Genomic DNA, 13,606 nt, shown 5'->3' with positions numbered 1-13,606 from the left:
CCCAAGGAACAGCCCCAAAAGTGAGCTTATCCGTTCACGAGATGAGCAAGTGGTCTTCACAGTAAGGTCGTTGCACGATCAACACCGATACCGATATCCCACCGGACCGGATGCGATGTCCGGAAACCTGCCGGTGGGACACGGAGATCACGTTCACCGTGGGGGGAGAGAACGGATGGTGCACAGGGTCGGCTACGCGCCGGGGGTCTACGACCTGTTCCACATAGGTCACCTCAACATCCTGCGGCATGCCCGCAGCCAGTGCGACTACCTGGTCGCGGGGGTCGTCTCGGACGAGATGGCCGTGCTCGCGAAGGGCCACAGACCGGTCATTCCGCTGCCGGAGCGGCTGGAGATCGTCCGGAGCGTCCGGTACGTGGACGCCGCGTTCGTCGAGACCGTCCCCGACAAGGTGGAGACCTGGCAGCAGGTCAGGTTCGACGTCATCTTCAAGGGGGACGACTGGCGGGACACGGAGAAGGGAAAACGGCTCGAACGCGACTTCGCCGAGGTCGGCGTGGAGGTCGTCTACTTCCCGTACACCGTGCACACGTCCAGCACCCAGCTGCGCCGGGCGCTGGACTCGCTGGTCAGCCTGCCCGGAGCGCTTTCAGCTCCCTGAACCACTTGATGAGGAACGCCACCAGGAACAGCGCGTGCACGGCGGCGAGCACGGCATAGCCGATCCGGAACACCGTCTCGTCGCCGAGCAGCAGGAACACCAGGCAGAACACCCCGTAGTCGGCCGGCAGCAGCACCACGGCCCGCAGCTTCGAGACCCCCTGCCCGGGCCCGGCGTCACCGGCCGGCCCAGGACGGGCGGCGGCCCTGCCCAGTTGTTCACGCAGCAGCCCCGCGCAGAAGGTCAGCACGGCCACGAACAGGAAGCCGAGCGGCAGGAGCAGCCAGCCGTCGGCCGGCAGTGCGAAATAGCGGTGGAACGAGATCAGTACGACGGTGTGGACCAGGATCATCTTGGCGCAGTCGACGACGTGGTCGAGCCATTCGCCGTCGGGGCCTCCCCGGCCGGTGAGCCGGGCGAGCTGCCCGTCGGCCGAGTCGAGGGCGAATCCCACGGCCAGCCCCGCGTAGACCAGGAGGGCCAGCCCCCACGTGGGCCTGGCCAGGGCCACGGACGCGAGGGCGGCGAAGGTGAACGCCGCGCTCACCGCGGTGACTTGATTGGGTGTCATGCCCAGCCGGAACGCGACGGCCGCGAAGACCCGGCCGGCCGGCCGGTTCACGTACCGCGAGTAGAGCGAAACCCCCTTGGCCGACTTCTGCGCCCCGCGCAGCTCACGCAGCACCGTTCCCGTGCTTTCCATACGCCCCCCAGCGTGTCGCCGTTGTCCACAGCTCCGGCGGCGCATCGACCGCTCCGCCGGAGCCGCATCATGGCACGCGGAACCCGTCGCGGGGGCCGGATCGCCCCGGCCCGGCCGGCAGATCCGGGCCCGTCGGCGAAGCCGGGCCGGCCGGGCGGCAGGCGGTGGGCCGGGGAGCGCACGGGTCAGACGGAGGCGGTGCGGCACTCCGGGTGGCCCCAGCCCTGGTCGTTCTTCGCGATCGTGTCCTTGGCCGCGTACGGCTTCCCGCAGTGGCAGCGCCCCGCGAACCTGGCGCGGATGGTGGCGCCGGAGCGGGCCGCGCCGCCCGTGCTCTTCGCCGCACCACCCGTGCTCCTGGCCGCGCCGCCGGCCCGACGCCCTTCGGAGGCGCGGGCGGCCGCGGGCACCGGCAGGTCCGCGGAACCCTGCGAGGTGCCTGCCGCTCGCTGCGCCACGGCCACCTCACTGGCCGCCTGGTCGGCGAGCGCGTTCAGCGGGTCACCGTCCACCTGGTGGGCGGGCACGTAGACGAAGTCCACGGCCCGGCCGGTCAGCAGGGCGTCGATGCGGGCCACCAGATCGCGGTTGGCGACGGGTTTGCCGGCCGAGGTCTTCCAGCCGTTGCGCTTCCAGCCCCGCAGCCACTTGGTGACGGCGTTCATCGCGTACTGCGAATCCATCCGGACCTCGAGCGGCACACCGGGGTCGACGGACTCCAGCAGCTCCTGCAGCGCGGTCAGCTCGGCGACGTTGTTGGTGGCGGTGCCCAGCGGTCCCGCCTCCCACCGAAACGGCCTGCCCTCCGCGTCGGCCACCACATACGCCCAGGCCGCAGGCCCCGGATTACCCTTCGATGCCCCGTCACACGCGGCGATCATGCGCTCGTTCATACCCCTGATCATGCCAGCGCCGGGGGGCCACGAGTCCCGCCGGTGCGGGAGCCGGCGCCCGCACCGCCGCAACAGACCGCTCCCGGCACCCGCCCCACCTGGCACCTTCACGGTACGTAGCGGTTCGGAGTGCGACGGACCCGGAGCGCTGGTTCTCTGAGTGAGCCCGCTCTTCCCTACCGTTCAAGGAGCGACGATGAGCGTTGCAGGAGAAACCGGCCGAGCCGATCAGATGCGCGAGAAGGCCAGGCACATGACCGAGGCCGCGGAGCGCACCAACGACCCGGAGCAGCGCCGACGGCTCCAGGAGAAGGCCCGCAAGCTGCACGAGCAGAGCGAGCAGCAGGCCGGCCGGGGCGGCAGCGACCTCCCTCAGTAGCACCGCGTCACAGGTACGGCCGATGGACTGCCACCCTTCCATGAGGGGGTGGCAGTCCATCCAGTCGTTTACCGGACCGCCGCAGGACACGCCGGTCCAAAGCGCATACCTGAGGGCTGTCCCGCGAGCCCGCTCCCCGCCGGAGCTGAGGCCCGGACCTGCCCGGAGGAGTTCGGTCATCACTCCCTACGATGGTCCCATCCGCCGGGGGCATCGGGTCCTCGCACGGGAGTCAGGGGCATTCATGAGCCGTCATCCGGTCACCGTGGTCACCGGCGGCAGCCGCGGAATCGGCGCGGCGGTCTGTGTACGTCTGGCGGGCGACGGGCACGACATCGCACTGGGCTACCGCTCCGACGCGGCGGCGGCCGAGGCTGTCGCCCGGAACGTGCGGGGGACGGGCCGACGCTGTGTCACGGTACGGCTGGACACGACCGACGAGGCAGGTGTCGACCGGCTCTTCGAGTCCGCGGCCGCCGAGTTCGGGCCGGTCACCGGGCTGGTCAACAACGCGGGCGTCGGCGGTCCGACGGGCCCGCTCGCGGACGCCGACGCGGCCGGACTCCGACGCGCCCTGGACGTCAATGTCATCGGGTACCTGCTCTGTGCGCGGCGGGCCGTGCGCGATATGAGCCGGACCGGCGGCGGGGCCATCGTGAACATGTCCTCGGCTGCCGCCACCCTCGGCAGCCCCGGCGAGTACGTCCACTACGCCGCCGCCAAGGCAGCGGTGGACACGATGACCATCGGCCTGTCCAAGGAGGTCGCCGCAGCCGGCATCCGGGTCAACGCGGTGTCGCCCGGCATCATCCGGACCGGGTTCCACGAGGACCCCGAGCGCCCCGACAGGGCCGCCGCCGGCATCCCGCTGGGCCGGCCCGGTCAGCCGGAGGAGGTCGCCGGAGCCGTCGCCTGGCTGCTCTCGGACGACGCCTCGTACGCCACCGGGGCGATTCTGCGCGTGGCGGGCGGGCGCTGACGTGGCGTTGCGCGGTGCCCGGTTCCGGCAGGCGTCGCACTGATGCCGGAGCCCGGATCTCAGCCACCGCCGGTGGCCGGCCGGGGGCGCGGCTGGTACCGGGGCGACTGCCATGTGCATTCGGCGGTCTCGAACGGCGCCGAGCTGACGCCGGAGCGGCTGGTGGCCGACGCACGTGCGGCAGGACTTGCCTTCCTCGCCGCCACCGAGCACAACACCGTCGAGACACATGCTGTCTGGGCCCGGCAGGCCGACGACGAACTGCTGGTGATCCTGGGCCAGGAGGTCACCACCCTGACCGGGCACTGGCTCGCTCTGGGCATCCCCCCGGGGCGAGCGGTCGACGGGCGCTACGGCGTGCGGGACGACCTGATCGACCGGCAGCTGGACGAGGTTCACCGAGCCGGCGGACTCTGCGTCGCGGCCCACCCGCACGCGCCGTATCCCTCGGGCACCTTCATGTACCCGTACCGGGGCTTCGACGTGGTCGAGGTGTGGAACGGGCAGTGGAGTTCGGACGTCCCCTGGCAGGCGGACAACGAGGCGGCCCTGGCCGAATGGGGGCGCGGCCTGGCCGCGGACATCCACCGGGGACGGTGGCGGCCTGCCGTCGGGAACAGTGACGCTCACCTCGAGGGCCAGATCGGCACCCCGCACACCGTCGTACTGGCCGACGGGCTGCGTGCCGACGCGATACTCGCCGGCATCCGCGCCGGCCGGAGCTGGATCGCCGGATCGGCCGCGGTCGAGCTGTCGTTCACGGTCTCGGCAGGCGAGCGGCGCGCCGGGATCGGCGAGCTGCTGGAAACGGGTGGTGAGGCGGCCGTGGCAAGGGCGGACGTACGCGGTGTGCCGTCGGGCACGGTCAGCTTTCGCACCGAACGGGGAGAGGCGCACCGCGTGTCCCTTCCCGACTCGGGAACGGGCGCCGCGAGGTGGCAGTTCAGCGCGGCGGATTCGGCGTTCCTCCGGATCGAGGTACGGCATCGCGAGGGGCACATGGCGGCGCTCAGCAATCCGGTCCTCCTGGCCTGATCCGGCAGCGCGTCGGCCCGCGCGCCGAGACGGCGACAGGGCGGACGATACGGGCGGGCGCCGACCTCCGGCTGTACCGTGCAGCGGTGACCGGTTCAGGCGGGCTTCCGCTGCTCTTTCTCGATGTCGACGGCCCGCTCCTCCCGTTCGGCCCGGCGACCGGCCCGAGCGGCAGCCACCCGACGTACTCGACCGGGCCGGTTCCGCCCGGAGCCGGGGCACACCCGCTGCTCGCCAGGATCGATCCGGGACTCGGGCCCCGGCTGGCCGCGCTCGACTGCGAGCTGGTGTGGGCGACGACATGGACGCACGAGGCGAACGAGGTCGTCGCGCCGCGGCTCGGGCTGCCGGCGCTCCCCGTGGTGCTGTGGCCCGGCATGTCGTCCGAGGACGCGCGGGACGCACGGGCGGGGCTGCACTGGAAGACCCGCACACTCGTCGAGTGGGCCGGCGGGCGGGCGTTCGCCTGGGTGGACGACGAGATCGGTGAGGCGGACCGGAGATGGGTGGCCGCACACCACGGTGAGCGGGCGCTGCTCCACCGCGTCGATCCCGGGCGCGGTCTCACCGACGACGACTTCCGGCTGCTCGACGCCTGGCTGCGCACGATGTGAGGCCGCCGGTACACCCGCTGCCCGGGTCACAGCGGGGCGGCGCCGCGCACCAGCAGCAGTGCCACATCGGCCGCCGCCACGACCACGGCGGCGGCGAGCGCGGCCTTGCGCCAGTACCGGCCGAGCACGAGCCCGGCCAGTGCCGTCGGCGCCGCCACCGCCAGGGTCACCGCCCCCCACCAGCCCGGCGGCCCGGCCGGGCCGAGCGCCAGCACGGCTGAGGCCGCCACCAGCGGCACCGGCAGCAGCAGTGCGGTGCCGGTGACACCCAGCCGGTGGGGCAGTCCGTACACCCCGTTGCGCAGGTCGTCCTCGATATCGGGGAGCACATCGCCCAGATGGGCCGCCAGGCCCAGCAGCGCACCGGCCGTGACGGCCCACCAGGCAGGACCCGGACTTCCGGGCAGGGTCAGGGCGGCCACCGCCGGCAGGGTGGCGAACCCGATCACGTACGGGAGCCAGGACAGCGCCGTCGCCTTCAGCCTCAGGTTGTACGCCCACGCCGCCGCCACCGCGGCCAGGTGCACCGTACCGGCGAGCAAGCCGCAGGCAAGGGAGAGCGGAACGCACAGCAGCGCGGCGGCGAACGCCGCCGTCCACACCGCCGGACGGCTCACGGACCCGTCGGCCACCGGTTTGCCGCGACGGCCGGCCGAGGCGTCCCGCCGGGCGTCGAAGGCGTCGTTGCACCAGCCGACCGAGAGCTGACCACTCAGCACAGCGGCGACGAGGAGGGCGCAGCGGGCCCCGTCGAGGCCGACGCCGACGCCCAGCGCCCCGGCCAGCGCGCTCACCGCGACCACCGGCCCCGGATGGCAGGACCGGGCCAGTGCCGCGGTGCGGCGCAGCGGCCACGCGGTCGTGGCGTAGACGCGTGACGGGTCAGGGGTGCCCATCACGTGATCGTAAGTACTGCGTGCCGGACGGGCATGACAGCCGCACGGGTTGTTTGCGGTGTTTCGTCCATGATGCGGGGCAGAGATGGGCCATGACGCCTCCGAATCAGGACCCGGGATGACCCGGATCGCAGCCGTTCACGGCACCCCGGCTCCGTACCGCCACACCCAGCGCGAGGTCACCGACATGGTGGCCCGTACCTGTCTGCCTCCGGGGGCCGACCGGCGGGTGCTGGACCGGCTGCACGAGAACGCCCGGGTGCGCACCCGGAACATGGTGCTGCCCCTGGAGCGCTACGCGGAGCTGGACGGGTTCGGCGACGCCAACGACGTGTTCATCGGCGCGGCCGTGGACATGGGCGCCGAGGCGCTGCGGGGGGCGCTGCGGACCGCGGGGCTGCGGCCCGCCGATGTGGACCTCCTGATGTTCACGTCCGTCACCGGGGTGGCCGCTCCCTCGGTCGACGCCCGGCTGGTGGGGCGGCTCGGCCTGCGCTCCGATGTGAAGCGGCTGCCGGTGTTCGGGCTCGGCTGCGTGGCCGGGGCCGCCGGAGTGGCCCGGCTGCACGACTATCTGCTCGGGCGTCCCGACGACGTGGCGGTGCTGCTGTCGGTAGAGCTCTGCTCCCTCACCTTCCAGCGCCACGACGCGTCGACCGCCAACCTGGTGGCGACCGCGCTGTTCGGTGACGGGGCGGCTGCCGTGGTGGCGCTCGGCCAGGGCCGGGCGTCCGGGGCGGGACCCGAGGTGGTGGCGACCCGCAGCCGCATGTATCCGGACACCGAGCACGTGATGGGCTGGGACATCCGCAGTTCCGGCTTCAAGGTGCGCCTCGATCCGGCCGTCCCCGACGTCGTGCGCCGGTATCTCGCCGACGACGTGCGCGACTTCCTGGCGGAGCACGGGCTCAAGCCGAAGGACGTGGCGCACTGGGTGTGCCACCCGGGCGGCCCCAAGGTCCTGGAGGCCGTCTCCGACGTCCTCTCACTCCCCGACGGAGCTCTCGACGTCACCTGGCGCTCGCTGGCCGAGGTGGGGAACCTGTCCTCCTCCTCGGTGCTCCACGTCCTGCGGGACACCCTGGAGCAGCGGCGGCCCGAGCCGGGGTCGCCGGGGCTGCTGATGGCCATGGGGCCCGGATTCTGCTGCGAACTCGTACTGCTGCGCTGGTAGGTCGGAGGACACATGATCTGGTACACGGCACTGGTGCTGGCCGTGGCGGGCGAACGGCTCGCCGAACTCGTCGTCGCGCTCCGCAACTCCCGCTGGGCACTGGCCAGGGGCGGCGTCGAGACCGGCCGCGCCCATTACCCGGCGATGGTCGCCCTGCACACGGCTCTGCTGGTGGGCTGTCTCGTCGAGGTCCGGCTGGCGGAGCGGCCGTTCATGCCGCTGTTCGGCTGGGCGATGGTGGCCGCGGTACTGGCCGCGCAGGGCTTGCGCTGGTGGTGCATCCGCACGCTCGGACCCCGGTGGAACACCCGCGTCATCGTCGTTCCGGGGCTGCCGCTGGTGACCGGCGGCCCGTACGGGCTGCTGCGCCACCCCAACTACGTCGCCGTCGCCGCCGAGGGACTCGCCCTGCCGCTCGTCCACGGCGCGTGGGTGACCGCGGTGCTCTTCACCGTTCTCAACGCGGCGCTCATGACCGTACGCGTCCGGTGCGAGGAGGCGGCACTCACTGCCGCGCCGACGGCGGACGTTGCGGCGTGATCGACCTCCTGGTGGCGGGCGGCGGCCCGGCCGGTCTGGCGGCGGCGATCCGGGCGGCCCGGCTGGGCCTTGAGACGGTCGTCGTCGAACCCCGCGCCTCGCCCATCGACAAGGCCTGCGGCGAGGGCATCATGCCCAGCGGGGTCGCCGCGCTGCGCGCCCTGGGCGTCGAGGTGACCGGGCACCGGCTGCGCGGCATCCGGTACGTGGAAGGCGCACGCAGCGCCGAAGCGGCGTTCCGGGGGCGGACGGGGCTCGGCGTGCGGCGGACCGAGCTGCACTCCGCTCTGCACGGCCGGGCGGTGGAGCTCGGCGTCCGGATCGTCCCGGGCAAGGTCGCGGATGTCCGACAGAGCGAGGACCGGGTCAGTGCGGGCGGGCTGACGGCCCGTTGGATGATCGCGGCGGACGGGCTGCACTCGCCGCTCCGGCGCGAGCTGGGGCTGGACGGTCCGGGCACGGCGGTGCGCCGGTACGGGCAGCGCCGCCACTACCGGATCGCCCCGTGGACGGAGTTCGTGGAGGTCCACTGGTCCCGGCACGGCGAGGCGTACGTGACGCCGCTCGGGGACGGCCTGGTGGGTGTGGCCGTACTCAGCGGGGAGCGCCGCTCCTACGAGGAGCATCTGACGGCGTTCCCCCGGCTGGCCGCCTCGCTCTCCGGCCGGGACGCGGGTCCCGTGCGAGGCGCCGGGCCGCTGCGCCGGCGGGCGCTGGGCCGGAGGGCCGGACGTGTCCTGCTGGCCGGTGACGCCGCGGGCTATGTGGACGCGCTGACCGGTGAGGGGGTGGCACTGGCCCTGGCGACGGCCGCGGCCGCGGTGGACTCACTGGCCGCCGGCCGCCCGCAGGACTACCCGCCCCGGTGGACGCGACTGACCAGGCGTCACCGTCTGCTCACCGAAGGGTTGCTGGCGGTGGCACGGCATCCGGCGACCGCCCGCCTGATCGTTCCCGCGGCATACCGCGCACCGGCCGTCTTCGGCGCGGCCGTGCACGCGCTGCAGTAGTCACGGCCCCGGCCTGCCTCCCGGTGGACGGACACCGGGAGACAGGCCGGGGCGAGGACCGGGACGACCTCACCCGGGCGACGCGGGCGACGCGCTCGTTGCGTTCAACACGGCATGCTCATCGCTAAGTTGCTGTGGCAGACTGCGCCGAAGGAGCGGTTTCACCTCATCCCGCCGCACAGCCCGAGCACAGCGGCCTGTACGTGGCCGTGGCCCGCGGCCCTCAGCCCGGCGGGCCGGGGACATCAGCCCGAGAAGGAGTGGATTCTCGATGGACTCAGGTCAACAGCCCACTGCCGCAGAGGTGTTCGACGCGCTGGGCGTCGAGTACGAGCAGGCGTTCGCCGGATCGGCCGCGCACCAGGCCTCGTTGGAGCTGCTGCTGGAGCAGCTCGGACCGCACAGCCGGGTGCTGGATGTCGGCAGCGGCACCGGGCGGCCGACCGCGCAGGCCCTGACCGACGCCGGTCATGAGGTGCTCGGTGTCGATGTCTCTCCGGTCATGGTGGACATCGCGTCCCGGCAGGTGCCCCGGGCCGCCTTCCGCTGTGCCGACATCCGGGAACTGCCTCTGGAGGACGAGAGTTTCGACGCCGTATGCGTGTACTTCTCGCTCCTGCAGATGTCGCGCGCCGACCAGTCGGAGGTGCTGCGTCTGCTCGGACGGTCGCTGCGGCCCGGCGGTCATCTGGCCGTCGCGACGGTGCCGTTGGACCTGGAGGGAGTGAGCGGTGAGTTCATGGGACGGCCGGTGCGGGTGACCAGCTTCGGGCCCGCGGAATTCACCGCGCTGGTGGCCGGGGCCGGATTCACGGTCCTGTCGCAACAGAGCAGCGTGTTCACACCGGCCCATCCGGCGGGAGCGCCCGAACCGCACCTGTTCCTGCTGGCGCGGCGGTCGTCACGGTGATCCGGGCACACCGGCCCTCGCACATCCCGTTCCCCCCGGTGGCCGGGGCCCTGGTGCCGGGGTTCGCCGCCTGAGCGCCGGTCCGTCGCGGGGGCGGTCATCCGGTGCCCGTTCGCGCGGGGTCCGGTGGCTTCCGCTCAGCCGCCGGAGCCGCCGTCGGGACCGCCCCGCTCTGCGTACTCGCCCAGCCCCGGGAGCTTTCCGGCCGTCTCCTCATCGGACGGCAGGCACGAGACCAGTGTGACGCCGGGCGTGTCCACGGCAGCCAGCTTCACGTAGTCGAACGTCAGCCGGCCCAGTCCGGGGTGGTCGAACGCCCTGCGGGCCGGCTCGAACTCCGCGACATCATGGGTGTCCCACCAGCTCCGGAACTCCTCGCTGTCCCTGCGCAGGGCGGCCGTCAGCCGCTCGAACGACTCGTCTCCGGTGTTCCGGTCCGCACTGGCCCGGTACTGCTCCAGCAGGGCCCGTGCCTGCCCCGGCCAGTCCACCAGGAGCGTGCGGATCCTCGGCAGGGTGAACACCATCCTGATCAGATTGGGTTCGCACCCGTCCCCGGCGCCCGAGGGCCCCACCAGACCGGCCTCGGACCGGTTGCGGGCCAGCAGGTCCCAGTTGGGGGCGAGCAGGTACGCCGGATTCGGATCGAGTGCGTCCACCAGGCGCTGCAACGCCCGGGTAACGCCCCGCGCGGCGGCCGCCGGAGGCGACGCCTGGCCGGCCAGCGCGAAGAGGTGCCGGATCTCGGCCGGAGAGAGCCGCAGCACCCGTGCCAGGCTGAGCAGCACCTGACGGCTCACGCTGATGTCCCTGGCCTGTTCGAGCCAGGTGTACCAGGTGACGCTGACCCCTGACAGAAGGGCCAGTTCCTCGCGGCGCAGTCCGGGAGTACGCCGACGGAGCCCGGCCTCGATGCCGACGTCGCCCGGCTGCACGCGTCCTCTGCGGGTGTGGAGGAACTCCGCCAGGACCCTGCGCCGTTCACCGTCACTCATCGAAAACCCCCGATCCAGCGCACACTGTGCGCCCCGGACGATACTGCCCGGGGAGCCTCCCGCGAGCGGTGATTCCGGTGCGGACGATGCCGATACGGGCAAGGAGCTCCGCCCGGTCGCGGTGTCGCCGGCGACGGTGGTGGCGACGCCGGCGCCGGCCGGGCCCTCGGCCACCGTGGGCGCCCAGGGTGGTACTGCGGCCACCAGCATGTTCTCTCCCTGTTGAACCGTCCGGGCCCGGACCAGAGTCATGACCATGAATCGCACCTGGCAGCCCGCCGGTCCCCCTCGCTCCGCCCCGGCCACCGGTGCCGCGCGACGCCCCCGCTCGCCCGCCCCGCCCCGGCGCGCACTCGCCGTCCTCCACGTCGGCGTGTTCATGGCCGTGCTCGACACATTCATCGTGGTCGTCGCGGCTCCGGCCGTCCAGGACGACCTGGGGGCATCCGATTCCGATGTCCAGCTGGTCCTGGCGGGCTACCAGCTCACCTATGCCGTCGCGTTGATCACAGGCGCCCGGCTGGGTGACCGGTTCGGCCGCCGGCGGTGCTTCATCATCGGAGTGAGCGTGTTCACGCTGGCATCGGCGGCCTGTGCCGTCGCACCCGGACCCGGCGCCCTGATCGCGGCCAGGCTCGTCCAGGGGCTCGGCGCCGCCATGATGTTCCCGCAGGTGTTCGCCACGATCCAGACTCTGCTGCCGCCCGAGCAGCGACCGCGCGCCTTCGGCATGCTGGGTGCGGTCATCGGTGCCGCGGGGGTCTGCGGGCAGATTCTGGGTGGCCTGCTGCTCTCTGCCGACCTCTTCGGGGCGTCCTGGCGCCCGGTCTTCTGGGTCAACGTTCCCATCGGCCTGATCACGCTGGCGCTGACGGCTGTGCTGGTGCCCGAGTCACGGCATCCCGACGATCACCGGCTGGATCTCGCCGGCATGGCCGTGCTGACCCTCGCGCTCACCCTGCTCATCGTCCCCGTCATCGCGGGCCGCGAGGCCGGCTGGCCCGTGTGGTCCCGGATCAGCCCGGCCGCCGGAGCGCTCGCGCTGATCGCCTTCGCCGCCGTGGAGCGCCGGGTCGAGGCGCGAGGTGGCTCCCCGTTGCTGCGGCTCGGCCTGTTGCGCACCCGCGCGTTCGCCGTCGGCATGCTCCTGATCCTCCTCACCTATTGCGGCATCAATTCCTTCTTCCTGGTGCTGTCCGTGACCCTGCAGGACGGCCTGGGGCTGGACCCGCTGAGCGCGGGCTTGTTCTACCTGCCGTTCGCCGCCGCCTTCCTCGCGGGGAGCCTCACCGCCGGGCGCTCGGCGCGGTACGGGCTGCGGCTGCTGCAGGCGGGAGCGTTGATCCTCGCTCTCGGCCACGCGGCCGCCCTCGCCGTCGTGGCCTGCTCCGGGGACTCGCTGACGCCGTGGTTCCTGGCCGGGCCGCTGCTCGTGGTCGGGGCCGGCAACGGCGTACTGGTCACCCCGCTGCTCAACGCCGTACTCTCGCGCGTCCGTCCGGCGGAGACCGGCATGGCCTCGGGCGTGCTCTCCACGGGCCAGCAGATCGGCGGTTCGGGCGGGGTGGCCGTCGTGGGCGTGATCTTCTACGGCACGCTGGGCCGTGGCGGTCACCGGGACGCCTCCGCGTACGGACACGCCCTGACCGCCTCCCTGGTCCTCTGCCTGGCGCTGGCCGTTGCCGTCTCGGCCCTCGTGTCCCTGCTGCCGCCCACGGGCCAGGAACCGCGCAGGCCGCCCGGACTCTGACGGAGCGCGGATGCGGCACCGATCCGTCGCGGTTGAGCCGCGTCTCGCGTAGGGTGCCACGGTTGTCAAAACGGGGAGTCGGGTAGGGACGTGGCACCGAAGAGAGTGACGCAGAATCAGCTGGCGGGCGCGGCACGGGCCGCGCTGGGCGGCGGACGGCAATTGGAAGGGGCCGAACGCCTCGCGGGCGGCACCAGGAAGGGCGTGTACCGCCTGACGATGGACGACGCGACGACGGCGGTCGCCTATCTGTGGGAGGAGTCCGAGAACTACTGGCCTGCGGCCGAGGGGGACGACGACCTCACCGATCCGTTCTCGCCCGGTGTCGGGCTGCCCGGTGTCGGGCTGGACCTGTTCGAGGCCTCGCACGCACGGCTGGACAGCCTCGGCCTCCGAGTCCCGACGGTCCACCTGATCGACCGCGAGCGCACTCACTGCCCGGCCGAACTCGCCATCGTGGAGGACTTCCCCGGCGAGAATCTGATGGACCTCCTCGACCGTGACCCGCACGCCGCAGAGCCGGCGATGGCGCGCCTGGCCGAGGGCTTGGAGGCCATGCGGGGCCACCGCGCGCCGGCCTACGGCAAGGTGGCGCTGATCGACGGGGGAGGGTCGTCGCGGGGGACGTCGTGCGAGGGGCAGGTCCTTGACTTCGCGCTGGCGTGCCTCGCCGAGGCGGCCTCACGCGATCAGCGGATCGCGGGCGCCCGCGACCGGCTGGAGGAACGGCTGCGCGTCCTCGCCGGGGCTGTCCGGCCCCGCGCCGAGTACTCCGTCGTCCACGGCGAACTGGGTCTGGACCACGTGCTGGTGGACAGCGACGGCCACCCTGTTCTGATCGACATCGAGGACCTGATGTACTTCGACGTCGAGTGGGAGCACGTCTTCCTGCGGATCCGCCTCCACGACGAGTACCGGCGGCTGGCGGTGGACGGACTGGACGAGGACCGGCTCGCGCTCTACATGCTCGCCCAGCGGCTGTCGCTGACGGCGGGTCCGCTGCGGCTGCTCGACGGGGACTTCCCCGACCGGGAGTTCATGCGGAGGATCGCCGAACACAACCTCAACGAGGCACTGCAGCTGGTCCGGAACGTCTAGATGGTTGA

Annotated in this window: 15 protein-coding genes; 11 read left to right on the top strand and 4 right to left on the bottom strand. The window is 72.6% G+C overall.

Translation table 11 applies throughout. The features are described 5' to 3' along the window. Positions 1 to 175 precede the first annotated feature (175 nt). The gene (locus OG322_RS35845; protein WP_123467195.1) at positions 176 to 622 is read left to right on the top strand and encodes an adenylyltransferase/cytidyltransferase family protein; all 447 of its coding nucleotides are present in this window, start codon (positions 176 to 178) and stop codon (positions 620 to 622) included. Here the strand turns inward: OG322_RS35845 and OG322_RS35840 are convergent. Together OG322_RS35840 and OG322_RS35835 are read right to left on the bottom strand one after the other, a co-directional pair. Next, entirely contained in the window at positions 591 to 1,325 is a 735-nt protein-coding gene (locus tag OG322_RS35840; RefSeq protein WP_123467197.1) for a CDP-alcohol phosphatidyltransferase family protein, read from the bottom strand. The two genes, OG322_RS35845 and OG322_RS35840, sit on opposite strands and share 32 nt — an antisense overlap. A 185-nt stretch (positions 1,326 to 1,510) precedes the next feature. After that, positions 1,511 to 2,218, bottom strand: coding sequence for a ribonuclease H family protein (locus OG322_RS35835; protein ID WP_266412828.1), 708 nt, complete (start codon positions 2,216 to 2,218; stop codon positions 1,511 to 1,513). A gap of 196 nt (positions 2,219 to 2,414) precedes the next feature. Between OG322_RS35835 and OG322_RS35830 the strand changes: the two genes are divergently transcribed. The 4 genes from OG322_RS35830 to OG322_RS35815 all read left to right on the top strand — a co-directional run bounded on the left by OG322_RS35830 (position 2,415) and on the right by OG322_RS35815 (position 5,225). Beyond that, positions 2,415 to 2,597 (top strand): DUF6381 family protein, encoded by a 183-nt coding sequence (locus OG322_RS35830; RefSeq protein WP_124286326.1) that lies wholly within the window; start codon positions 2,415 to 2,417, stop codon positions 2,595 to 2,597. 244 nt (positions 2,598 to 2,841) lie between these two features. Then, positions 2,842 to 3,576 carry an SDR family NAD(P)-dependent oxidoreductase gene (locus OG322_RS35825; protein ID WP_329307471.1) on the top strand — a complete coding sequence of 245 codons (735 nt, stop codon included), beginning with the start codon at positions 2,842 to 2,844 and terminating at the stop codon, positions 3,574 to 3,576. A gap of 42 nt (positions 3,577 to 3,618) precedes the next feature. Further along, positions 3,619 to 4,611 (top strand): CehA/McbA family metallohydrolase, encoded by a 993-nt coding sequence (locus OG322_RS35820; protein ID WP_123467203.1) that lies wholly within the window; start codon positions 3,619 to 3,621, stop codon positions 4,609 to 4,611. Positions 4,612 to 4,697: 86 nt separating this feature from the next. Further along, positions 4,698 to 5,225: an HAD domain-containing protein gene (locus OG322_RS35815; protein ID WP_123467204.1), complete on the top strand. Its 528-nt coding sequence runs from the start codon at positions 4,698 to 4,700 to the stop codon at positions 5,223 to 5,225. Between the two features lie 26 nt (positions 5,226 to 5,251). Here OG322_RS35815 and OG322_RS35810 read toward each other — a convergent pair whose 3' ends face one another. Beyond that, a complete protein-coding gene (locus OG322_RS35810; RefSeq protein WP_123467206.1) occupies positions 5,252 to 6,121 on the bottom strand; it encodes a UbiA family prenyltransferase in 870 nt (289 codons plus the stop codon). A 118-nt stretch (positions 6,122 to 6,239) separates the two neighbouring features. On the opposite strand from OG322_RS35810, the gene OG322_RS35805 reads away from it, so the two are divergent. The 4 genes from OG322_RS35805 to OG322_RS35790 all read left to right on the top strand — a co-directional run bounded on the left by OG322_RS35805 (position 6,240) and on the right by OG322_RS35790 (position 9,755). Then, positions 6,240 to 7,295, top strand: a complete 1,056-nt coding sequence (locus tag OG322_RS35805) for a type III polyketide synthase (RefSeq protein ID WP_123467208.1) — start codon at positions 6,240 to 6,242, stop codon at positions 7,293 to 7,295. A gap of 12 nt (positions 7,296 to 7,307) precedes the next feature. Next, positions 7,308 to 7,835 (top strand): isoprenylcysteine carboxyl methyltransferase family protein, encoded by a 528-nt coding sequence (locus OG322_RS35800; protein ID WP_329307470.1) that lies wholly within the window; start codon positions 7,308 to 7,310, stop codon positions 7,833 to 7,835. Next, a complete protein-coding gene (locus OG322_RS35795) occupies positions 7,832 to 8,845 on the top strand; it encodes an NAD(P)/FAD-dependent oxidoreductase (RefSeq protein WP_123467212.1) in 1,014 nt (337 codons plus the stop codon). The genes OG322_RS35800 and OG322_RS35795 overlap by 4 nt, the downstream gene beginning before the upstream one ends. Positions 8,846 to 9,116: 271 nt before the next feature. Next, the gene (locus tag OG322_RS35790) at positions 9,117 to 9,755 is read left to right on the top strand and encodes a class I SAM-dependent methyltransferase (RefSeq protein WP_164494565.1); all 639 of its coding nucleotides are present in this window, start codon (positions 9,117 to 9,119) and stop codon (positions 9,753 to 9,755) included. A 137-nt stretch (positions 9,756 to 9,892) separates the two neighbouring features. On the opposite strand, the gene OG322_RS35785 is transcribed toward OG322_RS35790, so the two are convergent. Beyond that, complete coding sequence (locus OG322_RS35785) at positions 9,893 to 10,750, bottom strand: helix-turn-helix transcriptional regulator (protein WP_123469542.1); 858 nt, start codon at positions 10,748 to 10,750, stop codon at positions 9,893 to 9,895. A gap of 256 nt (positions 10,751 to 11,006) precedes the next feature. Between OG322_RS35785 and OG322_RS35780 the strand changes: the two genes are divergently transcribed. Beyond that, on the top strand, positions 11,007 to 12,500 hold the full coding sequence (locus OG322_RS35780) for an MFS transporter (RefSeq protein ID WP_123469543.1): 1,494 nt from the start codon (positions 11,007 to 11,009) through the stop codon (positions 12,498 to 12,500). Positions 12,501 to 12,605: 105 nt separating this feature from the next. Continuing rightward, on the top strand, positions 12,606 to 13,598 hold the full coding sequence (locus OG322_RS35775) for a phosphotransferase family protein (RefSeq protein WP_124286441.1): 993 nt from the start codon (positions 12,606 to 12,608) through the stop codon (positions 13,596 to 13,598). The last annotated feature ends 8 nt before the right edge of the window (positions 13,599 to 13,606 follow it).

Source organism: Streptomyces sp. NBC_01260 (assembly GCF_036226405.1).
Taxonomy (GTDB): Bacteria; Actinomycetota; Actinomycetes; order Streptomycetales; family Streptomycetaceae; genus Streptomyces; species Streptomyces laculatispora.
The sequence above is the reverse complement of the archived record's forward strand: the minus strand, read 5'-3'. Positions and strand labels throughout refer to the sequence as shown.